Source organism: Paraburkholderia sp. WS6 (assembly GCF_030464835.1).
In the GTDB taxonomy this organism is placed as follows: Bacteria; Pseudomonadota; Gammaproteobacteria; order Burkholderiales; family Burkholderiaceae; genus Paraburkholderia; species Paraburkholderia madseniana.
Genome location: NZ_JALQCK010000062.1, coordinates 15711 through 42530 on the forward strand (window position 1 = coordinate 15711; position 26820 = coordinate 42530).

At 58.7% G+C, this 26820-nt stretch carries 22 protein-coding genes and 1 pseudogene; 11 read left to right on the top strand and 12 right to left on the bottom strand.

The features are described 5' to 3' along the window. Position 1 precedes the first annotated feature (1 nt). The 6 genes and pseudogenes from M0D64_RS41360 (at position 2) to M0D64_RS41385 (ending at position 4066) form a co-directional block, all read left to right on the top strand. Complete coding sequence (locus M0D64_RS41360) at positions 2 to 400, top strand: DUF2513 domain-containing protein (RefSeq protein ID WP_266261879.1); 399 nt, start codon at positions 2 to 4, stop codon at positions 398 to 400. Between the two features lie 25 nt (positions 401 to 425). Next, entirely contained in the window at positions 426 to 1061 is a 636-nt protein-coding gene (locus M0D64_RS41365) for a GIY-YIG nuclease family protein (protein ID WP_266261880.1), read from the top strand. Between the two features lie 10 nt (positions 1062 to 1071). Next, entirely contained in the window at positions 1072 to 1722 is a 651-nt protein-coding gene (locus tag M0D64_RS41370) for a hypothetical protein (protein WP_266261881.1), read from the top strand. Between the two features lie 472 nt (positions 1723 to 2194). Then, entirely contained in the window at positions 2195 to 2602 is a 408-nt protein-coding gene (locus M0D64_RS41375; RefSeq protein ID WP_266261883.1) for a hypothetical protein, read from the top strand. A gap of 346 nt (positions 2603 to 2948) precedes the next feature. Then, positions 2949 to 3050, top strand: a pseudogene (locus M0D64_RS41380) (IS110 family transposase); the annotation flags it as partial. Positions 3051 to 3412: 362 nt separating this feature from the next. Beyond that, positions 3413 to 4066, top strand: a complete 654-nt coding sequence (locus M0D64_RS41385) for a hypothetical protein (protein ID WP_266261884.1) — start codon at positions 3413 to 3415, stop codon at positions 4064 to 4066. A 41-nt stretch (positions 4067 to 4107) separates the two neighbouring features. Here M0D64_RS41385 and M0D64_RS41390 read toward each other — a convergent pair whose 3' ends face one another. The 4 genes from M0D64_RS41390 to M0D64_RS41405 all read right to left on the bottom strand — a co-directional run bounded on the left by M0D64_RS41390 (position 4108) and on the right by M0D64_RS41405 (position 14576). Next, a complete protein-coding gene (locus M0D64_RS41390; protein ID WP_266261885.1) occupies positions 4108 to 4743 on the bottom strand; it encodes a hypothetical protein in 636 nt (211 codons plus the stop codon). A 430-nt stretch (positions 4744 to 5173) separates the two neighbouring features. Next, positions 5174 to 8053, bottom strand: a complete 2880-nt coding sequence (locus M0D64_RS41395) for an ATP-binding protein (RefSeq protein ID WP_266261887.1) — start codon at positions 8051 to 8053, stop codon at positions 5174 to 5176. Between the two features lie 20 nt (positions 8054 to 8073). Beyond that, positions 8074 to 10947, bottom strand: coding sequence for a DUF1156 domain-containing protein (locus tag M0D64_RS41400; RefSeq protein ID WP_266261888.1), 2874 nt, complete (start codon positions 10945 to 10947; stop codon positions 8074 to 8076). 101 nt (positions 10948 to 11048) lie between these two features. Further along, the gene (locus M0D64_RS41405; protein WP_266261889.1) at positions 11049 to 14576 is read right to left on the bottom strand and encodes a helicase-related protein; all 3528 of its coding nucleotides are present in this window, start codon (positions 14574 to 14576) and stop codon (positions 11049 to 11051) included. A 305-nt stretch (positions 14577 to 14881) separates the two neighbouring features. Between M0D64_RS41405 and M0D64_RS41410 the strand changes: the two genes are divergently transcribed. The 3 genes from M0D64_RS41410 to M0D64_RS41420 are packed head-to-tail and all read left to right on the top strand — an operon-like array spanning position 14882 to position 16154. Further along, positions 14882 to 15190: a type II toxin-antitoxin system RelB/DinJ family antitoxin gene (locus M0D64_RS41410; RefSeq protein WP_266261891.1), complete on the top strand. Its 309-nt coding sequence runs from the start codon at positions 14882 to 14884 to the stop codon at positions 15188 to 15190. Next, positions 15187 to 15477 carry a type II toxin-antitoxin system RelE/ParE family toxin gene (locus M0D64_RS41415; protein ID WP_266261892.1) on the top strand — a complete coding sequence of 97 codons (291 nt, stop codon included), beginning with the start codon at positions 15187 to 15189 and terminating at the stop codon, positions 15475 to 15477. The genes M0D64_RS41410 and M0D64_RS41415 overlap by 4 nt, the downstream gene beginning before the upstream one ends. A gap of 47 nt (positions 15478 to 15524) precedes the next feature. Continuing rightward, positions 15525 to 16154 (top strand): DUF1780 domain-containing protein, encoded by a 630-nt coding sequence (locus M0D64_RS41420; protein WP_266261894.1) that lies wholly within the window; start codon positions 15525 to 15527, stop codon positions 16152 to 16154. Between the two features lie 23 nt (positions 16155 to 16177). On the opposite strand, the gene M0D64_RS41425 is transcribed toward M0D64_RS41420, so the two are convergent. The 3 genes from M0D64_RS41425 to M0D64_RS41435 form a co-directional block, all read right to left on the bottom strand. Next, the gene (locus M0D64_RS41425) at positions 16178 to 16372 is read right to left on the bottom strand and encodes a hypothetical protein (protein WP_266261895.1); all 195 of its coding nucleotides are present in this window, start codon (positions 16370 to 16372) and stop codon (positions 16178 to 16180) included. Between the two features lie 260 nt (positions 16373 to 16632). Beyond that, positions 16633 to 17475, bottom strand: coding sequence for a hypothetical protein (locus M0D64_RS41430; RefSeq protein WP_266261896.1), 843 nt, complete (start codon positions 17473 to 17475; stop codon positions 16633 to 16635). Between the two features lie 425 nt (positions 17476 to 17900). Next, on the bottom strand, positions 17901 to 18725 hold the full coding sequence (locus M0D64_RS41435; RefSeq protein ID WP_266261897.1) for a three-Cys-motif partner protein TcmP: 825 nt from the start codon (positions 18723 to 18725) through the stop codon (positions 17901 to 17903). Positions 18726 to 18918: 193 nt separating this feature from the next. On the opposite strand from M0D64_RS41435, the gene M0D64_RS41440 reads away from it, so the two are divergent. After that, entirely contained in the window at positions 18919 to 19776 is an 858-nt protein-coding gene (locus M0D64_RS41440; RefSeq protein ID WP_266261899.1) for a DUF5131 family protein, read from the top strand. Positions 19777 to 19805: 29 nt separating this feature from the next. Further along, the gene (locus M0D64_RS41445; protein ID WP_266261900.1) at positions 19806 to 21077 is read left to right on the top strand and encodes a three-Cys-motif partner protein TcmP; all 1272 of its coding nucleotides are present in this window, start codon (positions 19806 to 19808) and stop codon (positions 21075 to 21077) included. Positions 21078 to 21246: 169 nt separating this feature from the next. On the opposite strand, the gene M0D64_RS41450 is transcribed toward M0D64_RS41445, so the two are convergent. From M0D64_RS41450 to M0D64_RS41470, 5 genes are all read right to left on the bottom strand, one after another. After that, a complete protein-coding gene (locus tag M0D64_RS41450; protein ID WP_266261901.1) occupies positions 21247 to 22809 on the bottom strand; it encodes a sigma-70 family RNA polymerase sigma factor in 1563 nt (520 codons plus the stop codon). 117 nt (positions 22810 to 22926) lie between these two features. Continuing rightward, positions 22927 to 23943, bottom strand: coding sequence for a metallophosphoesterase (locus M0D64_RS41455; RefSeq protein WP_266261902.1), 1017 nt, complete (start codon positions 23941 to 23943; stop codon positions 22927 to 22929). Positions 23944 to 24328: 385 nt separating this feature from the next. Next, positions 24329 to 26179 carry a site-specific integrase gene (locus M0D64_RS41460; protein ID WP_266261903.1) on the bottom strand — a complete coding sequence of 617 codons (1851 nt, stop codon included), beginning with the start codon at positions 26177 to 26179 and terminating at the stop codon, positions 24329 to 24331. Positions 26180 to 26183: 4 nt separating this feature from the next. Continuing rightward, positions 26184 to 26471, bottom strand: coding sequence for a hypothetical protein (locus M0D64_RS41465; protein WP_266261904.1), 288 nt, complete (start codon positions 26469 to 26471; stop codon positions 26184 to 26186). 48 nt (positions 26472 to 26519) lie between these two features. Then, the gene (locus M0D64_RS41470; RefSeq protein WP_266261905.1) at positions 26520 to 26714 is read right to left on the bottom strand and encodes a hypothetical protein; all 195 of its coding nucleotides are present in this window, start codon (positions 26712 to 26714) and stop codon (positions 26520 to 26522) included. Positions 26715 to 26820 lie beyond the last annotated feature (106 nt).

The following is a 26820-nucleotide window of genomic DNA, read 5'->3' on the forward strand; positions in this document are numbered from 1 at the left end:
TATGCGTATTGACCACGACTACATTAAACGGATGATCGACGTCATTCTGAGCCATCCTAGCCCTACGTTCACGATCGAAGATTTCGACAGCGCCGGACTTCCGTATCAAACGCCCGAGTTCGAATTCCACATGAAACTGTTCGATGACCAAGGGCTTATCGAGCAGGACGACGGAGACCCAGGATTCGGCTTAACCAAGGGTATAGATGGATACGCGTCGTGGTCGGTTTTGCCGCTCCGGCTGACTTCGAGGGGGCACGATTTTGGTGAAGCGGTCTCTGACAAATCCGTCTGGGAGAAAGTAAGAAAAGAGTTACCGGGCGCGGCAATGTCGAGCTTGGTGACAGTGTCGGTCGGCTTGTTCCAAGCGTACGCGAAGAACAAGCTCGGTTTGAACTGACTTGCATCGGAAAACAACACTGCCAATGAAACTGTCAGACACTATTTTTTCTATTGTCGCCAACGCGAACCAAAGCATAACGCCGCAAGATATCCGAGATCGGATAAAGCAGGACTTTCCGGCCTTGCACGGTACGGATGCCGCAAAGCGAAGCGTCGAAGCCGGCCACTACAAAGATATCGACCATGCGCTTTTGGCCGCGATCTATACGGCGGTTCGCAACGATGACCGATACCTCATCGATCGATCAACGAGGCCATATCGGGTATCCGTGGAGTCGAGCGAGGCCGTCGAGGAGGCGCTGGAAACTCCCGATGGTGAGGATCCTGAGCAAGTCACCGGACTTGTATACGTTCTTGGCACCGGCGTTTTTACGAAAGACGGGAAGCGCATCGTGAAGATTGGTTACACGACGCAGAGTGTTGCGATACGCATCCGTCAACTCTATACGACGGGGGCGATGTTTCAATTCGAGGAATTGGCGTCATACCGCGTGGACAACTACGATCTGCTCGAACAAGCTCTGCATAAATTGCTCGCACCGTTTCGCCTCAATAACGCTCGCGAGTTCTTCACGGAAGATGCGTTGCCGTTCGTCAGTGAGATTGCCCAAATTCACCAACGTATTCAGGCAGCCCCCGGCGCTTGGACGCAACCGTAGGAAAAGCGCGATGTCGGACTTTCTCGTGACCCTAATAGGCGCTGTGATCGGTGACGGAGCCTCGTCCGTCCATTTTGCGGCCGCAAATCTAGCGGGGGCGGCTGGAACGGAGTTGCTCGATCGCCTGCTGAAAACGCGACGGGAAGCCGCTCGGACCATTATGCTCCGCGCTCTGAAAGAGGGATCTGTAACCCTTTGCGAGTCGGATCTTGAAGAGTCTGTCGCCGTGCTCTACCGATACCTTCGGGCGGCCGAAGAGGGGGCCGCTCGCCGCAATCTTCGTCTCTTGGCGGGGGTCTTTGCTGGGCAGGTGAGCGGGCAGTCGATCGCTGCCGACGAATTCCTGTACTACGCGGATATTCTGAGTCCTCTGCGCCGCGAAGAAGTGTTGCTGCTGGGCACTCTTCACAGGATTTGGATTGAGCAATGCGCCGCATCGCCGGATGTGAGCAAGAGGCGGACAGGGACCCTCGGCGCCTTGAAAGCCGAATTGATACCGTCGGTGTTTGAGGATGATTCAGACTTCGTGTCGGTCCTCGCTTCGTTGACGAGAACTGGCCTGGTGTCACCGTTCTCCGGCTTCGGCGGAGAATACTATCAGCCTTCGCCGTTATTGCAGCGCCTCGCTCGGATGGTGGATTTCGAGGCAGCAGTTGGATAGGAAGAGCGTTCGCGCTGGTCGCGCAATCAAGGAAACCAATGGACTCCCCTATTGAGCACTTCGTAAGCTGGTATCAGTCGCTTCCTCTTGATCAAAGGCAGGACACGGCGTATCTAGTTTCCCACTGCCCCGGTTTCGAGTTGGAACCCGACGATCTTAATCGGGATGTCGTGACCGAAAAATTCTCCGAGCGAGTGCGGTCGTACAAAGGGGGCCTCCGCGAGTTTGCGGCCATACTCGCGTTGAGGGCGGTCGTACAGGCGGTAATCATCGACAAGCGATCTGATCGTGCTGGATGGAACGAAACGCAGTCAACACTCGCGGTGTTGGGTGAAATGCACGACTCCGACACGTTTCGGACGAAGGCTGCGGAAACCAAGTTTCGTGGCGAGCAGTGGATTGTGTCCTGCGAGAAGTGGGTGCGGTTGATAGCGGGGCCCCTTTCCGACCATGCTATACGCTGCGTACTCCCTTGAATTCTGTCGATCATCAACGGACCGGAAAAGCACGCATAGCCCGCACAGAGATGAAAGGAACAATGATGAGTGAACACCCACAAGACAAGCGCCCGACGCAAGTGCTGTTTGTTGACGAAGCGAGACATCTTTTGAGCGGTCAGTCCGCGTTGCATTCCAGCGCGTTTGCAGAGTCGCCTAGCCCTGAAGAAATGGCTGGCTACGTGGTCGACATGCTTCGCACTTATGCGGATGTCGAACTCACTGCCGAGCAACGAACCGAGGCCGTTGGTGTTGTTCGAGCGCTGCCGAGTGACGACGCGACTATGGAGCGCTTCGTTAAGAATTCCGAAGGCAACCAGTTGCTGACGTTTCTGGCAGACGCGCTGAAGGCGCGACTCGCCAAGCCGTCTCATCTGCTTTAACGGATCGGAAAAAAGCGGAAGCTGGCATCGCCGGCGCAATGAACGAGAGAAAGATCAATGCACTCACCATCACGAATCGACACGCAGAAGATCATGGCGTACCTGCAGACGTCATCTTGCGTCGCAACTACCATGCGTGCCGCGCGCGCCGCGGGATTTGCTGCAGACCCTACCGACGAACATGTAACAGCGTTTGCTCGATTGCTTGCCGCGGTTGGTATCCAGCAACTTGACGAGTTTGACTCGGTCGTCGATAGAAACGAGTCGGTTTTGCCGAAGTACTTCGAGCATCTATATGCCCAGCCCCCTACTCTTAGGGGGATTTTCCACCGTCGAGGAGGCCATCATGCAGGACGTGACACTGATTGGAATTGATCTGGGCAAACATGCATTTCATCTCCACGGCCAGGATCGCGCCGGCAAGGCCGTGTTTCGCAAGAAGGTTAACCTGACGGTGACAGACTTTTTAGACGTTCAATCCAAAAATGTGAACGTGACGGGCAAGCGGAAAATCCGGCGACACCTACAGACGGGAAGCCAATGGAGCGTGTCCCGGGACAAGTTTGTTGACAAGGAGCGAGATATCGATCGAGATGCTGACACTTACTACGAGCGCGTCGTAGATCCCGAGACCGGGGAGGTGCTTAGGTACTGCTAAGAGCCGTTAAGCGAACATTTCGGACGGGGGTCAGCGAAGCCCCGGTCGGAGTAACCTCGAGAACGACTGAGGGATCGAGCCTTCGCGCTTTCTCCGCCCCTAGGCTTGTCAAGAGATTGGGACTTCGACGCCAACAAAATAAAGAAGGAACTATGGGCTCCGGCATCGTTTATGTCAAAAGCTACAAGGAAGGATCAGATGTCGTGGACTTTCTCAAAGAGGTCTATAAACATCCAGAGTTCTCGCATTTTCTCGTCACGAGATTCGATGCGATCAACGCTCGCGATTACTTTCGCGAATATATTGTTGAGAACGGAATTTCCTCGTTGTTCAATTTTTCGCTGACTTGCGACGCTGTAATGCATGGGGGAATTCATGTGGATGAAATCGCGGACATCGTTCTTCAATTTGTTGAAAAGCTGAAAGGCGTAAAGGATCTTTTCATTATCGACCCCTATTTTTATTCAGATGATCCTGATTGCGTCGCCCTTTTCGAAAAAATGATGTCCGCACTCTCCGAGCAGCTTAGCTCCGTGACATTCTTCACAAACGGTAGTAAGGCGAGCAAGAGATCGACTATGCATTCGGTCCTGAAGGCAGTTGCGCCAAAGGTTTCGATCGAGGACGTTGTTACCGACGAATTCCATGATCGTTTTTGGATAGATGCCGCAACTAACGTCGGCATTGTTATGGGCACCTCCTTGAACGGGATCGGGAAAAAAATTGCGCTCATTGATTACCTGTCCAAATTCGATGCGAGCGAGATCGCCAAACTGGCGCGCCAACTAATCAAGCCCGCCAAATAGCGCGGTCGGCTACCTCGTCAAGCACGAATGCTCGCTCCGCTTTAAGGTCGACCCTTTGGCTCCGTAAGGTTCCGTACGTGGCCCATCACCTTTGCGGCGAGCTTAAAAAGGTCATGTCCCGAGATTTGATTCTGTTCGGCGAGCTCGAAGACGGTGTCGTGTTTGTCAATATACCTGCTTCCGGGATCAGGGTATCGTCCGGCCCATGCGACGAAGTGAGTCAACAGTTCGAGAGTTGCCAGATCCTTCGCATCGAGATCGACAATGAACGTTGCGAGCTTCTTTAGGTCATGGGTTAGATACGTTCGCTCGGCTTCTGAATACGCCTCAACGCCTTCTTTAACGATGATCATTGCCTTCAGGCATACCTCGAGGCTGTAGCCCACCAACATGAGAGCAACGGCACAATACTGGCTGTCGCAAATGCCTCGCATTTCTGCTGGCACGTTGTCGAAGGACGGCTCGGTTCGAATTAAAACGAACGCGGCCTGCGACATAGCTTCTGCCTGCGTCAGCCATAACAGCGGATTCTTCAGGTCTTCACTGGTTGGCTGCGTGGAAGGATCAAGCCCGGCGCCATTTACGGACGCAATCATCGCCCAACGCATCCATCCCGAACGGCTGTAGCCTCCCGGATCTTGGAAAAACTGTTTCCTGTTCGGCAACATCGGATTCATCATTTCTCGTAGCGAATTGCTAATTCGTAGGCGGACGAGAATTATAAGGTTTTGGCCCATATGGCAGTCTGGCATCGAACGGCAGCAGATCAGACCTACGTCCTGCTTTTGCTGACGGCTCCAATTTCGAGCGGATCACTGCGCAAGACCAACCCACTCGAGACCAGCTACGGGCCGAGCGCGTCCGCGCTTGGGTTCCAGATCACTCCCGACACCAAAACGGCCTGAAAACCACGCGTACTTCCATGCGATGTTTCTCGAGAGAGCCGCCGTAAAAGGTACGCGGGATCGAAGGGAAGTCGTGGGTCGACCTGAGCCTGACCATTGTGGGCGCGGCGAGCAAACCACGATGCCCTTCGCGGACCTTCTCTCAGGGCAACGCCGTCACCGAAATGCTGCCGGCGCCGAGCAAGCAGGGCCAGCGCGAGGCTCACTCTTCGAAGCCGTGCTGCTTGAATTTCAAAGCCGCGCAGTTTTCTTTGATCGCTCTTTGCAGATTCTCCTCGAATCCGTCCTCCGCCTCCGCTTCAATCTCAATAGAAACCTTCAGGCGGACGTTGGGGCTTGCCAGCAACACGTTGATCACCTCGTGCACGACATCCACGAACTGCATCTCCGCCCGAATGGGATCTAAATCAATCGCGCCGAAAAAGGAACGCTTGACAGCGCGCGGGGCGCCCGAGCCGGGATTCGCCGTGGTCTTTTGGGCTGCCGCCGCGACTGACGCGGGGCTTGCGGCAGTATTTCCGGCGCCATCCGATTCAAGCGCGCCGGGATTCGGGTCTGGCTCCTCGGCTGGAGCAACAGCTTTCTGGCGCGCCTTTTCTTCGTTCACCAGTTGATCCGCATATGCGTTCGCGGCTGTCGGCTCAATAAGAAGCAGTGTTTCGTCCAAAATGGGCGCGACCGATTTTCCGAATTGGAACCCGACATATCGACCCTCCTCCCGGCCGTAGGCGAAGCCGAAAAAATCGGTGGTCGTCGCGCCCGCTTCGAGGGTTGCGCGAAGGACATCAGCGTCTTTGAGGCGCGGCAAGTAGAGATACGCGCAGCTTTTGTGCCAATAATCCAGAGCATTGGCCGTCGGCTCGCTATCTTTCCAGAACCATGTCTGCAACTGCCCGCGCAGATGGATCGGGGCCCATTGGGTGATCAGCAGTTCGTTGTCGCGCAGTATCTGTTCGATCTCTTGCATCCGATTTGCGGCCGCCGGGTTGACGGGAAAATGCTCCCACACCAGATCCGTGATCCCTTCCGCGCGCGAGGCGTGCTGGACCGGAGCGAGCAGCCATTTATACGACTCCTTGACCATCCGCGCCAACGCGTCGTTTGCTGTGTCGAGCTCGCGCGATGCCTGCTTGGCTTGCAACTGATCCAAGTTCAGTCGCGATTCTTTGACGTCATTCACGATCGATTGCCAGGCCAAGACCGATCGCACGTGATCCTTGAGGCGCCCCACGCTATCGGCCTCCGCAGCCAAGAAGATCAACCGGTTTTGCTTGATGCGAGGCTGATCGCCGCGCGTTTGAAGAAACGTGGTCGCGCGGTCGGTGGCGCCGCCCGGAATCGATCGACTGAATGCAGCATCCGGCGGGAGAACGACCAGTCGCAACGACCAGTCGTCAGGCACATCATTGCTCGACGTGAAAATATGAACCCCTGCAAACACTCCGGGCGCGAATCGGAGCCTTTCGCGGATCAGCGGGTAGACGTCGCCGCGCTCGTCAAAGTGGCGCTTTCTGTCTTCCATTTCTCGCCGTAGGTTCGGCCGCGTGTCGAACCAGAAACGATTGTTGGCGCCGTTGAGATATTGCAGGCGATCCTCAACCGCTCTCACGGCATCGCCGTAATAGCCAAGAACTTGCCCCGGCTGTGCAACTCCCAAGTAAATCCTTTCCAGTTCGAGACCGCGCTGCTGCTTCGACCCGCCCACGGAGCCGGCGTCCGGCGCGCTGCCGAGGAATATGGTGCGCGCGACCCGGCGGCAGGCCTGGATCGATCCCAGCAACGGCTTTTGGCTGTCAAGCGAGGTTGTGGTTGCCCGCTCGCCGTCGATATCTTTTTCTAAGACCGGATCCCACCCTTGCACCAGATAATTGATGGCCTCATTGCGGACTTCGGACGCATAGAGAGGAAGGCTCGCCGGCTGAATGAGCAGGTCGTTGTTCCCGTCCTGCCAGAGACGATGAATGACTGTCGCCATCAGCTTCAAAACGCCGCGGGTGCGCTGAAAATTATCCAGCGAGGACCAGTCTTCATAGAGCCGGTCGAACACCTCCGGATGAACGGGATAAGCATGCTTCATCCGATCAAAATAATGGCTTTCGCGGGTCTCCGCCGGAAATTCGCCACTATTACCCGCATACATGTCGGCATAGGATCGGCACACGTTCTCTGCGCCCAGCCGATCCGAAATGTTTTCGAACAGGCGCCGCCGGACAATTTCAAACGCCTCTTCCGTTGCAACCGGCTTCCAAAGGGCCTGAACCCGCCCGAAGTAATGCGAGAGCGCTGCCAGAGCCGCTACGCCGTTTTGGCTTCCCGCCTCTCTGTCAGACTCAGGAAGCGACGCAAGAAGCACGGCGTTGGGCACAGCCTTGACGGCTTCGGTCAGCGCCTGCACAAACGAAAGGTTGGAGTCATATGTTCCGCCAGAATAGGACCGGCCATGTTCGAACTGGCGGACGTAGGCGACTAATTCGTCGATAAGCACAACGCACGGCGCAAAGGTCACCAAGAGTTCGCTCAGAACCTCTTTGCCGGGGGACGTGCCTGAGTCGTCAGCGTCTCGCACCCGTTCGTAGCCTTCAACGCCCCCGAGTTGCCAAGCAAGCTCACCCCATAGCGTGTTCACCTTAACTTTGGTCGCGCCAGATGTCCGTGTCTTCGGTTGATTGGGAGACAGGTTGATGCCATCCAGCACCGCCACCCGAGCTCGAGGGAGCTCCGTGATTTCAGCGCCATCAAGGATCGCGGAGACGCCTTGGAGGGAGCTCGCCGGCTGGTCGCCCTTCGCGATGTGGTACACCGCCAGCATTGTGTGGGTCTTGCCGCCCCCAAACGCCGTTTGAAGCTGAATGACCGGATCGCCGCCCTTCCCAACGAGCCGCCGGACGACAGAATCAAGCAGTAACCGCATACCTTCCGTGACGAACGTCCGCTGAAAGAAGAGCGCTGCATTCTGATATTCGGGGGTCGCGCTGCCTTCGTGAACGCGAGAAATGTCAGCCGCGAATTCCGCCTGCTGAAAGGTGCCCTTTAAAACGTCCTCATGCGGGATCGCAATCTCACGCCAAGTTTTCAAAGCCATAGTCGCCTCAGATTTGCTTTTTATATGTCTAGTTGGACCTGTGAGCCGACGCGGCCCGCCTCGTGTGACGCCGCCTCGATGCCGAGCCAAGACGTGATGAGTTCGTTGTAGCCTCTCGCTTCCTCAGCCCATCCCTTTCGTTCGCAGAGGGTATAGAGCCGATAGCCAAGGCTGCGAATGGGCTCCGCGCGTTCAGGCAGTCTCGACAGCACAAATCCCGCTGAGCTCTCCCCTTCTGACTGCAACGCCCGGATCATTTGATGGAGCGCCTCCCAAACGGGAATCCGTGTGTCCGTCCGCGGCTCCCAATCCGCTGGGTATTCGCTAGTCTTGAGCAGGCGGACTTTCCCGCCGCTCGCCTCGATGACCCCCCCCTCTCGAACGCCGTCGACCGCCGTGCCTTTCGCCCGAGCCAATACGTCGGCCTTGCCAAAATCGCCCGGCGCCCACCCCATTTCCTCGAACCAAGCCAAACAGAAGTGCGTGTCCGCGTCGAATTCATCACCTCCCTCCAATAGCATTCGGTTGATGAGAGTCAGAGCGGAGTGCACCGACATGCGGCTTCCATCAGCTTCCAAAACCGCTGAATACTTGGAAAAAACTGCCATGCCGGGCCCGATCACCGCCTGCGCGAGGTCGACCGGCGCCACCGGGGACACTCCCTCAGCCCCGCCGATCATCAATTCGACCGCCTCCGACATTTCCTCTTTGAGCTCGCGAAGAAAATCGCGGCGGGAGATGGTCGCGGCTTGCGCATCGCGCTTGCGGCACACCAAGACGATGCTGGACGCCAGCGCATTGCTCCCGCGCCCGATCATTCGATTGCTGAGCTCCGTCCGCATCGGCCAAGTGCCGCCAATGGAAAAGCCGGCCTGAAGCACGGCTTCCAAAAACGTCTCCCATCCGGTGTTGCCCGTCCCAATGTCCGTCGTGTCCGATTGCTTGAACGCGTAATAAATCGTTGCGGGGAACGCGGGGTGTGCGTTCTCTGCGAGGCGTCTCATCGCCTCGGTCATGCCCTGAAGAAAAAATGCTTCGGCTTGGTCCTTGCCGCCATGCCGATGTGCCGTCGCGACGAGCTCTTCCGCCTTGGGTGATGAAATGGTGTTGAACAACGTTGGGTGGATTGGGCGCAGTGAACGCCGGAGCCACACATAAAAGAAATCGGACAGATCAGCGTAAAAAATGTTGTCGTAGTAAGGCGGATCCGTCGAAACTACCTTGTTCTCGGAAACCGATTGCGTTTGCGCATCGGCCATCTGCGCGTGCCCCACACCCTTTGCATAGAGGGCCCGGACCGCGGGCTCGACCCAAGCGAAAGCGCTGTTGAAGCCGCCGCCCGAGTCACTGAATGGATTGGCCTCGCCAAAGTCCCAGACCATTGGTATAGCTTGACGCGCAAACAAATTGCGGAGTGATGCCGTGCGAGCAGACCCGCCCGTCGTAGACTTAGTGCTTACCGGGCCCGCGTCCCACGAGCACAACGAATTGTTTCGATCCGCTAGGCGGCTGATAGCCAACCCAAGAAACGTTGCGACAGCGTCAGCGTAGGTTCCGGCGTCGTTATCTGAAAACTGGCCCGAGGCCATCGCATCCGCCTTTATCTTTTCACGTGCCTCAGCCACCAGGTCCGACAACGTGTTGAGGGTCGCCAGTTGCCGCGGCGTGAAGATGTCGCCCCACTCTTTAAGTCCATAAGGAACGCAAGTGCCGCCAGACAGACGTGGCGGAATATCCCCGGACGGTCGCCATCCAGGCTCGGCCTGCTGTGCGATTGCTTCCGCCTCTGGAGTGGGAGAAAGATACAGCCGCGTCCTATTGCCTTCCGCGACCACAGCCATTAAACGCGCACCGATTCGCCCAGCATGTCCCTCTGCTTTAATGTAGTCGCCGCTAATGGGCGTGTTGGAAAGTATGCAGACGAAGTTGGCCCCTCGCCCAGGGGCCTTCGTTCCATATTCCGCGCCCGGCGGCGGCGTCCCGCTTTTGACCTCAAATCGATAGGTGTCGCCTTCCACGACCGGAGAAACGAAAAATTCTTTGTCGGCCTTGTGCGCCAGAATGAAGGATGACGCAAGCGGCACGTCGACGTGAGCGAACGCGGGGTTTGGGCTTTTAACGGTCCGAGCCCAAAGCCACGCAATCACCTGAGCCTCGCCCCCGCCCATTTCTGGGGGCAGTGTCGCTTTGGGATATAGGTGGCCGATTCGCAGAAACGCTTGAGCACGAACCCAGGCGCCGTATCGACCAACGTCCTCTGCGAGAGCAAGCGCTCCGGGCCACTCCTCGGCTAGATCGCGCTGCTCCGCCGCGAGGAGCGGGCCTACGGGCGCTCGACCGGAGAACTGAGGCGCAAGTTCAATCATCGCCTTGTTGATAAGCACGGCGACCGGGTTCAGATCCGTGGCGAAGCTCTCGAGCCCTAACCGCTGAGCTTCGAGTGGGATGGCCCCGCCCCCCGCGAATGGATCATGAAACGCAGGAAGGCGGGCGGGATCGAAAAGCTCGCTCGCTCGCTCATGGTTGCGGTTTAGTTCGCAGGTCTCTTTCCAACTTTTGACGATTTCGTCCCGGGCTTCTCGGAGAACCGTCTCGTTCGTCGAGTTTTCCCAAAGCACCAAACGCCGAATGATCCCAAAGAGCCGTTCTCTTTCTGTCTGAGCCTGCGCCTTTGTCATTCCCGGTCCGTAGCCGCGATTGCCGCCGGGGTCATTAACCAATTGCGCGAACAACACTGCGCGTGCGGCCGCGAGAGGTCGCCGCGCCCACCAAACGTGCAGGGTCGATGGGTGCCCGAAACGAATCGACTTTTCCCTCGCGGCCGCGGTGTTAATGTCGTCGAGCGGCAGGGCGACTTCAATTAGTTTTTTGGGGCTCTTAATCCGTGTGGTCATTGATGTGCCTGCCTAAGTTCTATCGTGATCGTGCATTTCCGGCAAGGCGTCGGAGCATAGCTCGCGGGCCCGCCCGATGATCGGCTTCAAGGTAAGCGCACTCATAGCGCTTCGCTCGACAGCTTCGTCATTAATTGTTTGAGGCTGAAATTGACGCTGGTCGTCCCCCACTCCGGGGGTTGTGCGAATGGCTGCCGGATATATAGCGGCGGATCGGCGCGATCTCCGTCAACCATGACGATTGCGAGAATGAACTTGGGCCCTTGGTTCAGAGCTTCGATAATTTCTCCCACGGTCACCGTCACGGTTTCACTGCCTTTCGCGCGGCCCTTGACCTCGATGTGTCTAGGATCCGGCAACAAACCGTTCACCATTGGGGGTTGCGACGTGATGTCCCAACCGCATTTCAGCGCCGAAACGTCCTTCGTCGAGCGTCCGTGAGCGTGTTCGTGCTCAAAAACGGCCTGCATAGCCAGCTGCTCCACCCGCGCTCGCGCAACGGGATCCGCAGACCACGTATCGCCTTCCTCGTCGCCGTTGCGTTGAGCAAGCAAGCCCGATGGGATGACCAATGCCCCGCCGACAATCACGGGGGTTGCTGACACGACTTGCCGCATCGCACGCAACTCTTTCTCGCGAGTCTCGCGGCGCACGGTTAAGTCATCAACGATTCGTCGGGTGTTATCGATGGCGAGACGCGTGTCTTTTCCCGCGGCCAAGTCGTCGCGGAGTTTGCGGTAGCGATCCGACTGGTATGTGATTTCTTTCAGCAGCCGCTCGTGAACCGCTGCGAGCGTTTTGTCGACCTGCCGCTCGCGGCGCTCCTTCACCTCGATAAAGTGCTCCGGCACCAGGTGTTCAGAGGCATGCGTCAGCGCCAGGTTTTCAAGATCAGACCGGATCCACGGCGCGTTGAGCTCCGGACCGATGAGCACGCGGTCCGAAGTGGTGATCGGCTCCCAGTTCAGATGGGGCGCCCATCCTTCATTCTTGGTTACGCCATCTTCGTCAATAGAGACGAACTGCATTCTCCTAGAAGCGACTTGCTCGCCCGGGCCCGCTTCCTTGATCGAGTGATCGATGATGAACAGAACCTTCGCTTTGATGCCCAAGTCGTTGGGGTCCACAAAGACGGCGCCCTGCTTCAACACTCCTCGACGGTCGTCCAGCGTTAGGTCGACGAGCGCTTGCATCAATGGATGCCCCGAATGGATCAAGCTCGCCATTTGCAGGCCAGGCTGCCCTTCCGGGCGCACTGCCTCCCGCTCAAAGCACACGCGCTCGTATCGGTTCAGCACGGGATCCGCGTTGCGATTCTGCCGCGTGGCTAGCTGCCGGCCCCGCTCGCGGATGACTGCCGGGACAAAAGTGATTTGCGCTCGCGCAAGCTCGCGAACCTTCAACTCGCCACCATACTGCTGAAAGGCCTTCGAGAAAAAAGAGCGTATGAAATACGGTTGCAGTTTGCGAGCCTCCGCCTTTTCCATCTCTTCCTTGACTGCAAAAAGCCGTTGATGGTCGATGATTTCCTCGGCCAGCGCGTTGCGCTTCATGATGTCGAGAAGATGCTCGGTGTCCAGAGCGCCTTCGACCTTCATGTGCAATTTGGCGCGGACGCTTGGATCTTCCCCATAGCGGATGGCTTGGATGAGAAGATCACGCAAGCTGCGCTCGTCGAAAACCTCGCCCAAGATATCGAAGACGCGGCCGCCCAGCGCCTTTTTTTCGACTTCGAGCTTCGCGAGAAGCCGCTGGAACACGTCGCCTTCCCGCGTCTCCGACGCGACCATGTTCCAGAGGTGACAGACTTCAGTCTGCCCAATCCGGTGAATGCGGCCAAACCGCTGTTCCAGCCGATTGGGGTTCCACGGGAGGTCATAGTTGACCATCAGATTCGCGTTTTGAAGATTGACGCCTTCGCCAGCGGCGTCCGTCGCCAACAAGACAACGGTTTCGACGTCGTGTCGAAAGAGTTCTTGGACCACGAGCCGTCCTTCGCGAGGCACGCCTCCATGAATTTGTACAACGGCCTCGTCGCTGCCCAGCAGACCTCGAATTTTCGTGCACAGATAATTCAGAGTGTCGCGGTGCTCTGTGAAAATGATCAGCTTGCGTCGCCGTCCGTCCGCAGTCCGCATTTCAGGGCGGTTTTGCAAAATGTTGGAGAGCTCTTCCCATTTTCGGTCGCGCTCAGAGTGGGCGAGTTCACGGGCTTGCTCTTCCAGAGCCAAAAGCGTGCGGATTTCCTCTTCTAACTCCTGAATGGTCTGCGCTGCCGTTGCTTGATCTACTACCTCTTCCTCGAAGTCTTCAAACGCCTCCGGGTCAAGGTCGTCTTCTCGCTCCCAGACGTCGCCCGCGACAACGAGCGCCTTTATTGTGCGGGGAGCTTGGCCGCGTTGCGCGGCCCTCTCGTCCTCAACTCGGTGCTGCAACTTCTCGCGTCGCCTTTTGAGAGAGTGATAAATAGCTGCGGGGCTGGATGCCAGGCGTCGTTGCAATGCTGTCAGCGCGAAACCCACAGTGCCTTTGCGCGCGCCGTCGGCGAGCTCATCGGCGCGATTCATTTGTTCTTTGACGTAGTCTGTTACGTCTGCGTAGAGTGCAGCTTCCGACTGGGAGAGTTTGTAGTTGACGGTGTAAGCAAATCGTTCGGGGAACAACCGGCTACCGTCGAATTTCAAAAGGTCTTCTTTGACCATACGGCGCATGAGGTCGGAGACATCGACCTTGTGCGCTCCGTCGCGAAATTTGCCGAAGAAGCGGTCCGAGTCAAGAAGCGACAAGAACAGCTGGAAGTCCTCTTCTTTGCCGTTATGTGGTGTCGCAGTCATCAACAGGAAGTGCCGCGAGATTTCGCCCAGAAGCTTCCCCAGCTTGAAGCGGCGTGTCTCGTTGATTTTCGTCCCATACCAGGTCGCCGACAGCTTGTGGGCCTCATCAACGATGACGAGATCCCACCGGCTGAATGAGAGTTTCTCCTGAAGGTCATCGCTGCGCGCGAGCATGTCGAGACGGGCGATCAATAGCTCGGCCTCCTCGAAAGGATTGGGTCCCCGACTTGCCTGCTCCATTTCCCGAGAGAATATCGAGAAAGACAGTCCGAACTTGGTGTCCATTTCGGCCTGCCATTGTTCGACAAGGCTGCCTGGCGCAACGATCAAAACTTTGCGAACGTCAGCGCGCATCAGCAACTCACGGATCAGCAGGCCGGCCATGATGGTCTTGCCAGCGCCGGGATCGTCCGCCAGAACGTAACGCAGGGGCTGTCGTGGCAGCATCGACTCGTACACCGCGGTGATTTGATGCGGCAGCGGGTCCACGTTGGATGTGTGGACCGCCATCATGCGATCGAAAAGGTGCGCGAGGGATATCCGGTAGGCCTCGGCAGCGAGTTTGAAGTCTTCGCCCGAGGCGTCAAAACCCCAAGGGCGGCCGACTTCGGCCAAGGCGATGCTGGCCTCCTCGTCGCGAAGAATCATCCGCTCGCCCAGCCGTCCGTCCCCCGTTTTGTAGACGATGGCGATCGCGTCTTCGCCGGCAGGCTCGACACTCATCACCCGGGCAATTTGGTCGGGCTCTATGCCCGTCAGTAACGTATTTTTGGTAACCGCTTCGAGTTTGAGCATTCAAACGCCCTTGTGCCTTTTTCGTGCTTGATCTTCGATTGCGACGGCCGGGCGTCGCGCTAGCCAGCCGACAAACCGGCGCGCTAGGCGCAATTATCGCTCAGTTAGGGGGGACCTATGGCGCTGACCGCGCGCATGGCGCCTGATTTCGATGGACTGCCCGAGCGTGGATCGCCGGGTATCGGTGAGGTGTGATGCGTCACGTTGGACCGGTAGCGCGAATTGTTGGCGTGTTGATAGTGACACCAATTGTAATTCAAATGAATTACAATGAGAAATCTGGACCACACATAGGAGTAGTTGCCATGGCTGCGACTGCATTGGTGCAAACACGCATCGACCCCGCGTTGAAAGAGCGCGCGGCTGCGGTGCTCGACAACATGGGGTTGACCGTCTCGGATGCTGTGCGCATCCTCCTGACACGCGTTGCCAACGAAGGTGCGTTGCCGTTCGCCTTCGCGACCGACCCGGCTGTGCATGACGCCTGGTTCCGCGCGAAGGTGCAGGAAGCATTGGACGACCCCCGCCCCGCTACCCCGGACGATGAAGTCGAAGCTCATTTCTCCAAACGCCGCGCCGCGGCCCTTCGCAAAGCCGCCGAAGGTGACGCGTGAGGCTTGAATGGTCCGCTTTCGCAATAGAGGATCGCGACGCGATTTTTGATTACATCGAAGAGGATAGCCCACATGCGGCAGTCGTCGTGGATGATCGGATCCGTGTGCAAGTCAAGCAACTACTGCAGTTTCCCGACACTGGCCGTCCGGGGCGCGTCGAAGGTACTCGCGAACTGGTCATCAGCCGGACACCGTATATTGCGGCCTATCGCATTGCAGGCGATACCGTACGCATCCTGCGTGTGTTGCACGGCGCGCAACTGTGGCCCGATGAAATGATGGACTAACCATTCGCTGGGCAACCAGATCGGTCACTTAATCACTGAGAACCGCCATGGGTGACACTCCACGAGTGCCTCAATCGGATGACGAATTTTTGGCATCCATGCGTGAGTCGGCGCATGAAGAACTGCTTTTTTTCTCGAACAAGGGGAAGGAAGCTCGCGAGCGCTGGGTTGTTTCTCAGTTTCTAGAACACTGTTCGCTCGCCTTTGTTGAGGACGAACTAAGGTCTCCGCATCAACGCAGCAAGACAGATGTTCTGTTTCGCGATGCGAATTTTCAGGTCAAAGAGATCTTGAATCCTGGGTCGAAACGAAGCGGCGAGGTCAAGGCCACCTATGAGCGCCTCAAAGCCGCAGCAACGCTCAAGGACATCATTGGCCCACCGCTCCTTTACGATGTGCCTCCATCCACCACGATCTACTTGCTTGTCACGGATTGTGCAAGTCGCCTGGCGACCGATCCGAAATACACCGATACCAAGCGCGAACTTGATCTTCTCCTCTACATAACTCGCACGCATGCGTCTCTCATTAGACAAGAAGAGATACGCGCAGATCAACTCGAGCTGCTTGGCTGGCGGTCAATCTCTTGTCTCGCCAGCACTCAAGCGACAGTTTTGTTCGCGCAAAGCCACGCACCGGCGTTTCTGCGTCTTAAGAATCTCAACGCTGGGCGCTGACGGCTGGCGATGGCCAGTGATCTTCAAGCGTTGTCGGGTATGTGGAGGCTCTCCCTTGTTGACATCAATGCTGTCATGGCGCTGAGCAGCGAAAACGCCTTCAGGCTGTTTTCCTCCGCAGCATATTCCTCAATCGCGAAGCCATGCAGCACCGTATAGCGATTAAGGCCGTTGTAGTTGAAACGCTCACGGTCCTTGTTGTTGTACGCGATCGGCAAACGCTCGCTGATGCATGTCGAGAATCCACGTGTCTAATCGCGGCTGTGGTCACGACCGACCCAGTTCAAGTGGAAGCAAGCCAGGACAACTTGACTCCGGTTACGTCGCCGACGCGACTACCTGCCTCGAGTTTTTCGCCATGACTGTCGACAGCCTGCTGGAGCACGAATTGACGCATCGTCACGCATGTTCCGCTGGCTGGAACTAGCCGTCACCCAACCCACAGATTTTCAGTCTGTGGTGGTTGGGCAACGACAGCTTAGTTGGTGTTCAGGAGCAGCAGCTGGGAGCTCCCAGTCATATCAAAGGTCACCTTCAGGTGCTGGAGCGTATCGTTTGTTTTCTCATTGCTCGCGTCTATGCTGACGATCAGGATGTCGAGGCCGACATCGGCCTTCATCTTTGCCTGGACTTCGAAGTCAATGTCCACCTCTAACTGGTTCGGTTTGACGCATGGGGTAAGCATGTGATCGACGTAGAGGAGTTGCTCGCGAACGGTCCAAAGGGTACTTGCCAATGGATAGTCCGCGAGATCGTCGGGCGGGTTGGGAACGGGTGGTCGCTTCGTCGCATCTACGAATGATGCAGGTGTATCTGGCGGCTCTGCAACAGCGCTGGCCTGTTGTGGAAGCATCCCGGCCAAGGCCGCGTAGTCGCCGTGGAGGTGCGCGGATTTCGCGGCAACGTATGAGCCAAACTTCGCTGCCGTAGCCGGGTCAGTCTTCGCGAGGGCTTTTTGTGCCTTCGCGTACACGGCGATCTGTTTGCTCGTGGTGTCGATGTCGGTCTGAAGCTCAGAGACGCTCGGATCGTGTTGGAGATCGAGGTTTAAGGTAAAAGCATGAGTTCCGACGGTCTGGTAGCTACCGGAAAATGTCGGGTCCACGGTGACGATTTTTCCCGCCGGTATTTTGACGCCAATACTACCGGCGATGTTGTTCGTTGACGCGACTTTCAGTGTCAGCTCGGCTTTCGTCGGCACGATAAAGACGTTCGGTTTTCCATTCACAGTGCATGTCGTCGTATTGTTCGGCGGTGCAACCGGTAGAGAGTGCTTGAATTTGTTGAGTTCAACTTTGACGCGGTCAATCACCGCACTCATGTCCGCAGTACCAGGCGGCGATGCGGGCTCCTTCGTAGTGCAGCATCCACCGAGAACGAATGGGAGAAGAAACCATCCTGAAGTCTTCATAGGACCGCCCAATCATTACGCTGCAACAGCATATGGACGCGACGCACACCATCCAACGGGGGTCAAAAAAATGACTGGCGTCGCGACGGCCAGTCATGCAATCCGAGTTATATACTGCACTCGGGAAAAGTCAATGCAAAGCCGTATGGCCAGATGACACGCCGCAGCCCTACCCACGCGGGATTGACCTTCTCCACATACCCGGCAGTTTTCGAAGATCGGCTGGCGTTCTGACTGTCCACCGCAGCCGGCACAGTTTGACCAATGCATATTGATAACAGATAGCGGCAAACACCCTTGGGTGTGCCACATGGTGGAAGTTATAACGTAGTGAGTCAGAACAGGGAACGGCCCTGGAGGTTGCACGCGTCGCGCCAGAGCTTCTCGGCGAGATCGTGTCTTGCGAGCAGACACAGCCAGTACATGGTCGAATCCTTGCTGTTCCGCACCGGGTACATCGTGTCGCACACGCGCATGCCTGTCTTGCTCACCAGCGTCTTCCAGTGATCGACAAACGCGTCTCGCATCTCGTGCTTCGAGGCCTGTTGGCGAACAACCTGCCGCCATCCTGGGGCGAAGTCGTCGAGCGATGAGCGTTCTGACTCGAGGCCTGATGCAATGTTGCGCTGGATATCGCCCGTGCTCAGATGCACGACGATATCAATTGACGGCATGGATGCCAGCTTCTCGATGATCGAGAAATGGAGGTGACCCGCGTTGAATGGGTCGAGCAATGCGAGATGAAGTCCTCGCCGGTCCAGTTGCGGGATCACCCAGTCGACGGTTTGGTCCGCGCGACCGACGGCGGATTTGACCGGGGCTCCCAGTTTGCGCAATCGCTCGTCACAGGCTGCCAGATATTCAGGGTTCGCGTCCGCGACGAAAAAGTGCGAAAACGTCCCGCGTCTCTGCTGGGACATCGTCCAGGCCGCCAGCGGGCCACCGTCCGAAAAGGTCGAGGTGTGTTTGATCAGTACCCGGCCAGTGCCGGCAAAGAGGTCAATGTACGTTCGCTGAGTGGTGAACTTCTGACGTGCGCCCCAGGACGCGTCAATGTACCGCTTGATGATCTGGTGCTTCTCTTCGGTCACCCAGCGACCTACCACCATGGCAGGCAAGCCGTCGTTGTTGTCCGGTACCACCGTCTTCGTATCCGCCACAGCGCGCCCCTCTCACTCCGTTGTTGTACCAGCGTCGTCCTGCAACGTGCGACGTGATTCGCAATGCGTCCGGACCATGGCGCCGCACGGACGACACGTGGCATTCCGGCCCAATGCCCCCGTCCCCGAGCAAGGTCCTTTCTGGGCGGCCATACGCGTACAATATCGTACCGCCCAACATAAGCTGATCGTCATGGGAAAAGATTCTCGCATCGAATGGACGCACCACACCTTCAACCCCTGGTGGGGTTGCGTCAAGGTATCCGCCGCTTGCGACCATTGCTACGCGGAAACTTGGGCAAAGAGGCTGGGCGAAAGCGTTTGGGGGCCGGAAACACCCCGGCGCTTCTTTAGCGATGCGCATTGGAAAGAGCCCCTGAAGTGGAATCGGGAAGCGGCGGCAGACAAGACCCGGCTTCGCGTCTTCTGCGCGTCGATGGCCGATGTATTCGAGAACAGACCGGACCTGGTTGGCGAGCGCTTACGGCTTCTCGAACTGATTGCGCAGACACCCAACCTGGACTGGTTGCTGTTAACGAAGCGCATTCATCTCGTCCGCAAGCAGTTGCCAAAGGGATATGACTTTCCCAGCAACGTCTGGCTGGGAACGACGGTTGAGAATCAGGCAAGCGCGCGCAAGCGCATCAAGTACCTGCTCGAGTTCACCTCGCCGGCCGTCCGGTTCCTCTCCTGCGAGCCGCTACTGGGCCCGCTCGATCTCTCCGAGTTTCTCGTGCGCGGCGAGAACGGCACGCGCGTTGACTGGGTCATTGCAGGCGGCGAGTCGGGGCCCGGCTCTCGACCCATGGATCCCGTCTGGCCAGCAAATCTTCAAAAGCAGTGCGCAAAAACCAGAGTGCCGTTTCACTTCAAGCAGTGGGGGCACTGGGCACCAGTGGACCAGGTCACCGACGTCATGACCAAGCACACCGCGGTGAAGGTTCTTCGCCAGGATGGCTCGGAGGTCTCTGTCGCGGCGATCGGCAAGAGCAAGGCCGGGCGCACCCTCGCGGGAAAGCATTGGGACCAGTTTCCGGCATCCGCGTCTTAGCCGCTCGAGCCTCACTCGGAAAATAAGCCTTGGCAAAACGTCATTATGACTGGAGCAACGGCCCCGCCGTCCTCGACGAGCACAGTCTGACAAAACATCAGGTGCTCGTTGACTACCTGGTGCGTTATTTTCAGCAGCGACTACTCAATGCCCCCGGGCGCGAACGTTTCAAGATCACCCTGGTGGACGGCTTTTGTGGCGGCGGACTGTACGAGCTTCGCGGCTCAGGGGAGCTCGTGTTCGGATCTCCACTGCGTATGATCGAGGCGGTCGACGCCGCCTTCGCGCTCGTCAATGCGAACAGAACGAAGCTGATTGCATTCGACGTGCAGTTTGTCTTCGTTGATAAAGACCGGGGCGCGCTGCAACACCTGCGCAAGGTGCTTGGGGACCGCGGACTCGAACATGCAATCGGCGTCTCCATCCACCTGCTGCACGCCGAATTCGGGGTCGCCGTGGAAGAGGTCCTGCTGCGCATCCACCAGCACACGCCTCGTTCGGGCACCGCACTCTTTTTTCTGGATCAGTACGGGTACGCGGAGGTTCCAGCAACGTTGATCCGGCGCATTTTTCAAACCAGCCGCAATGCCGAGGTCGTGCTGACATTTCACGTGTCGTCATTTGCGACATACACGAACGACGAGTTCGCGCAGCGCATTTCCACCACGTTACAGATCGACATTTTCAAGCGGTTAGGCACGCGTTCGATCGAACAGATCAAGGCGGACGAAACGGACTGGCGACGGTTCATTCAGGCCGCGCTGTACGAGGCTCTGGTTGAGCGATGCGGTGCAGCGTTTTTCACGCCGTTCTTCATCCGCGGGACAGGCGCCGGCCATGGGGAATACTGGCTTGTTCACCTCTCCCAACACCACCGCGCACAGGATGTGATGAAGCAGGTTCACTGGCAACACAGCAACCACTTTGTGCACTATGGCGGCGCCGGGTTGAACATGCTCGCACCCCACACCATGGGGTTCCTGCAGGAGTTCGATGGGGGATTCCGGTTTGATGACGTGGCACGCAGCAGGTCCGACAAGGAACTGGTCGAACAGCTCGCCGCGCGCATTTTTGACCAGCCCCACGCGGTCACGTTTTCGTCAATCTTCGCGCAGACCTGCAATGGATCGCCCGCCACCGCGTCGATGTATAAAGACGCCCTTGCAACGCTGGTCGCGAGCGGAGACGTCATTATCAGGTCGAGTGATGGAAAACATCGATACCAGGGTCGCTACATCCAGGATTCAGACCAGGTTGAGCAGGCCAGACAATTGAAGTTGTTCTTACCTCCAACGCGTTAGCCAAACGCGCCTGACGTCGCAACGCAAAGTATCGCCGTCGCCGCCCCAGCATAGTCACGTCAAAACCATGCAGCTAACGCTTGCCGTTGCCTTGTTATGACGCATGCGTCAGCGCATTCGGCGCATCGACCAGTGACGCAATGTCTTGTGAGGCACCGCTTATCCTGTTTCAGGCCGGTGACCATCGCTGAAAAAGATCATCATCCGCCATTTCATGCGGCATCAGAATCACATTCTGTTCATTGAACGACGCGGAAAAGCCCGTGAACAGCGACCTGACGGCGGGCGCTGAGTTCACCATCCAGTCAAGTACGGGTTTCGCGATATCCCGGGAAATATCCGCCATTGTCGCCACCTCGCGGACGAGATCATCCTGCGTGAGCTGGTTGTCCCGCGTGAGCTTGCTGTGCGATGCAGTGCAAATGTAGTTCACACCGCCACCTTCGCGCATTACCGATAGCGCCGCGCCCCGGGGAAAATATCCGGCGTTGATGGCCCGCTGCAACAGGAGTCCGATCGCGTCGGACGCGTAGACAAAATGCATTGGTCCCAACCCGTAGGCGGCGACCGGTAGCACCGCGTCTCCCGCAGCCTGAACGTCGTGCTCGCCCAAAAGTTGCTGCAGGCGATCCGGAGGCAATGGTCGTGTGCGCGCCGCGAGCGCGTCAGCCAAATGATAAAGACTACTGCGAGTCGGTAGTGCCGGCACGAGGGCGTCTGCGAACGCCAGCCCAACTGCACGGCAATCGTCGGCACCCTCTGCAACCAGTGGATCGGGTTCCTGTTCAACCATAATCCCGGCGCCAAGTCCTCGCGCCAGTGCGAGATATACCTTTGCCACCTGGTCAGGCGGCAAGCGTTCCCATGCGGCAGGAGCCTGGTCAATCGCTTCTGCGAGTGGCCCAAGCAATTCTCCTGCATTTGACTCGATCTGGAGGAGCGACGCATCGTCGAGTGCTCCGCTCAGGATCGTGCCCACCAGTTCAGTCGTCGAAGGGGTATTCATCGTTGTTCTCCCGCTGGGTAGGGGGGGCGTGCTGCGCATCAATGCCATGGATTGCTGAACCCGACGCTGATTTCTCAGGCACGCATTGCGCACTTCCTGTGACGTCATTCCGAGCTGCCCCGCCGCCTCGTTCACCGTGAGGCCGTCTTGCCAGACCGCGATCGCCACGTCCCGGTCAGTGGAATCGGCTTCGTGCAGCGCCCCCATGGCCACGGAGATCTGGCCCAGGGCCTCGATCAGCCTGCGCCTCAACTCGTAGCGGGACAGGCCGAGGGTCCGTGCGACATCTCGCTCCGAGGTCCTGTTTGCATCAAGCCAGCCGCTCAGGGCCTCGTGCAGGGCGACCGGGAGATCCGCGATGGATTGATGCACCCGGGCGAGATCGATCGCATCATCCGCAGGCCCCGAGTCGCCGGCAAGGAGGTCGGCCAGGCGAGTCATTTCCGCCGGGTCACATAGCGCCTTGTTGAACCGGTGCAGTCGTACGATACGTGGTCGGGCAAAGCGCACGAAGGCCGCGTACATGTACGTCTGGAAGCTGGCTCGCTGAGGTTCATACCTCTGCTCCAGGCCGCTCCAGGCGTCAATGAAAAAGTCGTGCACGAGATCACTGGCGTCTCCCGGTGGTACGACGAATCCCTGGAGCGCCATCCTGCCGAGGGCGGCGAACAGCAGCCCTCGGTATTCGCGATATGCAACTTCAAAAGAGGGGGCAGGAGTGGTCATGATTTTCAGATGCGACAATCTTCGCGAGCGTGTTTTCGGTCTTCAACTCGTTATTGGGACCTCGACAGGCCGCTGGCCGAAACTTTCTTGCACCACGTCGGTGCATCAGGGACCAGGTTACGGGAAGATCTGGATCCGGTCTTCCGCAGTCCGCCCCTGGCAGGTCGCGCCCACGGCCGTGAATCTGGCCGACCGGCTCGCCCCGTGCGTGTAAAGCGAACTGCGCCAGATGAACGTATGGGTACTTGCGTCGCGCTCAACGCGATGCACAAACAGGCTGTTCAGGCCACGCTTCTTCAGTCGTTGCGTGGTTGTGCCGCAGCGACTTTCCATGACGCCGAAGCCTGCCCTTCCGGCCACTCCCTGGAGAGGGCCAACGAAAAACGGCTCGTGAGCATGTCCCGTCAGGACAACCCGAATGTCGTAATCCGACAGCAATTTCTCGATTTCAGTACGACTCGGGTCGTCGATTGACAGCGGCCGCTCTGTCATGAATGGGTAACTGCGCCCCGGGAACTCAATGGAATGATGAAGCAGCAGGATCCGCACCTCGCGGTCATCCCGGCGGTCCAGCAGGTTGCGAAGCCGATGGATGGCCGAAACGAACGAACCACGCGCCAGTACTCTTTCAGGCGATGCCGCCCCCACATCTGCGTCTCCGTTCAGTTCAAGAAACACCACGGGAACACCATTTGCCAAGGTAAACGAGTGGGTGACGGAAGCCGTGTGGGGAAAGATCGCACGTACCCGGGCGTTGCATGTTCCTATCGGCGTGAAGGGGATCCCTGGCCATTGATCGTGATTGCCAGGGACCGCAAGGTCCTTCCATGCCGCGACGCCCAGTCCGTAAAATGTCGGGGCTGGCGTCACCGTTTCCAGAAAGCACTCCGCGTCATCAAATTCTGAATCGAGCGACTGGGCCGTCAAGTCTCCGGTCACTACCAGATCGACATCCGGTTCAGTTGCCTTCAATCTCCCGTACGTGTTTTCCAGATAGTTAAGCTTGTTTGGGTCATGGCCGACCAAGCCGTCGAGGACAGGGAAATACCGCGCCCATCGATCATAGAAGAACCGCTGCGTCGGGCCGGCGAAATGCAGGTCCGAGATATGGATGTAGGTCTTGACGATTCCCATCGGATCCTCCGTAGCTGTGGCGTGGCTGATGCCTTGTTGCTATTCAAAAAATCGTTCATCCAGTGCAGCACGTGCGGGGATCCTTGGTTATTTATAATACTTTCCAGCGAATCCGGGGAAGCTGGAGCGCGTCTTTTCGTTGTATGTCGTACCCAATTTCTGGACCGGGTAAAACCCGGTCAGCGTTCTCCCCCCTTCCCGAAGCCCTGCCCCGTGCTGGCAGACGGACTCCGGCCCAACCACCTGCGTTGCTTTGCATGATTTTGTTCCAGCGCCAACCACGGTATTCGTGCGGTCGGGAACACATGCACGCATCGCGACGATGTACGAAGTTGTTCCTTCCCCGGGCGGTTGGCCAGCGCCATGCGTATTACACTCTGACCGGCTATTTCTGTCCCGATCCGGTCAGCCGCGCGTGATACTTTGAGACCTCGGCGCGCATCCGCCGCCGCTCGGCGGTCACGTAGGTTGTGGTGGTCTGCAGTGATGCGTGCCCCATGATCCGCTGCACGACGTCAATTGGGACGTCGGCGGCCACCGACTGCGTGCCAAAGGTATGCCGCAGCGCATGCGGTGATGTGCGGGCGAGTTGCCGGCGCTCGGACTCGTTGAGATCCGTCAGGTGTTCGAGCATCTGACGGATCGCCCAGCTGGTGAGTCCCCGTGCGCCGCGCACGGAATACCCTTCCTGCAGCGGCACCCCGGCTACATCCTCCTTGCCCGCATCCAGTCCGAACTTCTCGCGGGCCTTCTTCGTCCCCGGGATGACGAGCGGAGCGACGAGCGGTGCGCCCGCGTCCGGCACATCGAACTCGAGGCCGCGGTCGCGCCAGTGCGCCTGCAGCGCGGCGATGCACTCATCGCTCACCGGGACGAACCGTTCCCGGTCGCCTTTTCCGACCACCTGCAGCAGCCACGTCGCGGGCACGTCGCCGTCGGCTGGCAGCCACTCGAGCGCCGGGCGCCGGGTCGCCGCCGCCTCGGCGATCCGCAGGCCCGAATCGCCCATCAGCAGCAGGAACGCGCGCGCCGCGCGCCATTGGGCTCCCTGCGGGGCAGCATCGTCCGCGCGACTGGCGAGAAACTCACGCATGCGGGTCCACAGGTCGATCGGCAGGGCGCGATCGATCTTCATTTTCTGCGCGCGCCGGACGGTGCGCGGGTCCTTGACGGCCCGCCACGGATTGCCCGCCAGATAACGGACGTCGACCAGCCAGTCGAACGCGGCGCGGATTGCGCGCACCGCGTACCGCTGGCTGTCGGCCGACAGGCCGCCCGGGGCGAACGGTCGCCACCGCCCGGAGGCGCGCGACACCGGCGGCCCCGTAAAGGCATCCGCCGGCGCGGCCAGAAAGGCCTTGTAGGCCTCGCAGTCCTCGACCGTCAATGACGACAGCGCCACACCGCACTGCATTGTTGCCCACAGCACCAGCCGCTCGAGCTCGCGTACATACGCGCGCTGGGTGGCCGTCTGTCCGGCGTAGCCGGCCAGGTAGGCCCGCACCGCGTCGAGGTCGTGGCGGGCCCGGACGTACGGGAAGACGGGCGCACGGTTGGTGCCGCGCTCGCCGGACAGCGCGTGCGGCAAGGCCATGCGCTCGAGCGGCGCGAGCTGCCCGCTGGCCGGTCCGATCACCACGGTGCCGCCCGGTGCCACGAGCGGCTCTGCGGCATCGACGTCGGCCGCAACCGTCACACCCAGCGAATCGACGTGCCGCCGCAGCCACGCGACGATCACGCGCGCCCGGCCGGGCCCGATGCGCGGCACCGCACGCCACCAGCTGCCGCCGCGGCGGTTCGCAACAGCGACCAGCTCGGCAAGCGTGTGGATGCCCTCGCCTGCCAGGTGCCGCGCGATCAGCGGCCGGAACCACAGGCCGACGGCGTGACCGGCCAGCGGCGCGGCGACGGCGAGCCGCGACGCCTGCTCGACCATCTGCAGCGAGACACTCGCAAGCCGCGCACTGCCGTGCTTCGCGATCGAGGCGCGCAGGTGGTCGGCCAGCACGGGCGAGCCGTGGAGGATGGCCATCTGGACCAGATCGTCGCGCATCGTGCGCAGGAACCGCTCGAGCTGCTCGGGCTCGTCGTGGTACGGCGTGGCGTCGCTGTCGAAATACAGCTGCGCGATTTTCCCGACCGGGATGCCCTGCACCCGCGCGCGCAGCGCCGCAAATTCGGTGCGCGAATAGGTACGCGGCGGCGGCAGGGTGAGTTGCTGTGGTTGGTTCGCCATGGAATCAGAACAGGGCGATGACGGACGATGCGGTGCTGAGCACCACCGCGACTGCGGTCAGCATGGCAGCGATGGTGTTCAGGCGACCGGCCTCCTGATTCGCGCGGAACTGGGCGGCCCACCACGCCTGGTGCTCGAGCTCCGGCACGACCGGCATGATCGCGTTCGGATCGCCGTCGAGCGGATCAATCGGCACCCGGGTCGACTCGCGCCAATACCAGGCGGCTACCAGGCCAACCACCAGGCCCCCGATCGCGAGCGCGGACGCAATGCCCTTCGTCGTCGTCACCATCGTCTAGTCTCCCTTGAGTCAGCTGCTGCGGCTGGTTCGCCATGTGTGTCAGAGGTTGGAGCCGATCCCGCCGAGTCTCGGCAGAATCTCGTCAGCAAGGTACAGATGGGTGCGGGTGACGTACGCTGCGATGCCCTCGAGGTCGGGGAACAGCACTGCACTCGTCACGCCAGCTTTGTCCAGCTGCAGCCGCATCGCGCCAAATGCATCGGGCGGAATCGTCACGTAGTGCAGGCGCTGCATGAAATCCTGATTGGTTTCAAGAGCAACGAACGGGACCGAGTCTCCGTCGTGGAGCTAACGTCAAGAGTGGTGTATGGGCAGCTTGATAGCGTTCGACTTCAGGCGG

Coding starts and splice junctions, on each gene's coding strand:
- M0D64_RS41360 (WP_266261879.1), top strand. CDS start 2: ATGCGTATTGACCACGACTACATTAAACGGATGATCGACGTCATTCTG.
- M0D64_RS41365 (WP_266261880.1), top strand. CDS start 426: ATGAAACTGTCAGACACTATTTTTTCTATTGTCGCCAACGCGAACCAA.
- M0D64_RS41370 (WP_266261881.1), top strand. CDS start 1,072: ATGTCGGACTTTCTCGTGACCCTAATAGGCGCTGTGATCGGTGACGGA.
- M0D64_RS41385 (WP_266261884.1), top strand. CDS start 3,413: ATGGGCTCCGGCATCGTTTATGTCAAAAGCTACAAGGAAGGATCAGAT.
- M0D64_RS41390 (WP_266261885.1), bottom strand. CDS start 4,743: ATGAATCCGATGTTGCCGAACAGGAAACAGTTTTTCCAAGATCCGGGA.
- M0D64_RS41395 (WP_266261887.1), bottom strand. CDS start 8,053: ATGGCTTTGAAAACTTGGCGTGAGATTGCGATCCCGCATGAGGACGTT.
- M0D64_RS41400 (WP_266261888.1), bottom strand. CDS start 10,947: ATGACCACACGGATTAAGAGCCCCAAAAAACTAATTGAAGTCGCCCTG.
- M0D64_RS41405 (WP_266261889.1), bottom strand. CDS start 14,576: ATGCTCAAACTCGAAGCGGTTACCAAAAATACGTTACTGACGGGCATA.
- M0D64_RS41410 (WP_266261891.1), top strand. CDS start 14,882: ATGGCTGCGACTGCATTGGTGCAAACACGCATCGACCCCGCGTTGAAA.
- M0D64_RS41420 (WP_266261894.1), top strand. CDS start 15,525: ATGGGTGACACTCCACGAGTGCCTCAATCGGATGACGAATTTTTGGCA.
- M0D64_RS41430 (WP_266261896.1), bottom strand. CDS start 17,475: ATGAGTGCGGTGATTGACCGCGTCAAAGTTGAACTCAACAAATTCAAG.
- M0D64_RS41440 (WP_266261899.1), top strand. CDS start 18,919: ATGGGAAAAGATTCTCGCATCGAATGGACGCACCACACCTTCAACCCC.
- M0D64_RS41450 (WP_266261901.1), bottom strand. CDS start 22,809: ATGACCACTCCTGCCCCCTCTTTTGAAGTTGCATATCGCGAATACCGA.
- M0D64_RS41455 (WP_266261902.1), bottom strand. CDS start 23,943: ATGGGAATCGTCAAGACCTACATCCATATCTCGGACCTGCATTTCGCC.
- M0D64_RS41460 (WP_266261903.1), bottom strand. CDS start 26,179: ATGGCGAACCAACCACAGCAACTCACCCTGCCGCCGCCGCGTACCTAT.
- M0D64_RS41465 (WP_266261904.1), bottom strand. CDS start 26,471: ATGGTGACGACGACGAAGGGCATTGCGTCCGCGCTCGCGATCGGGGGC.
- M0D64_RS41470 (WP_266261905.1), bottom strand. CDS start 26,714: ATGCAGCGCCTGCACTACGTGACGATTCCGCCCGATGCATTTGGCGCG.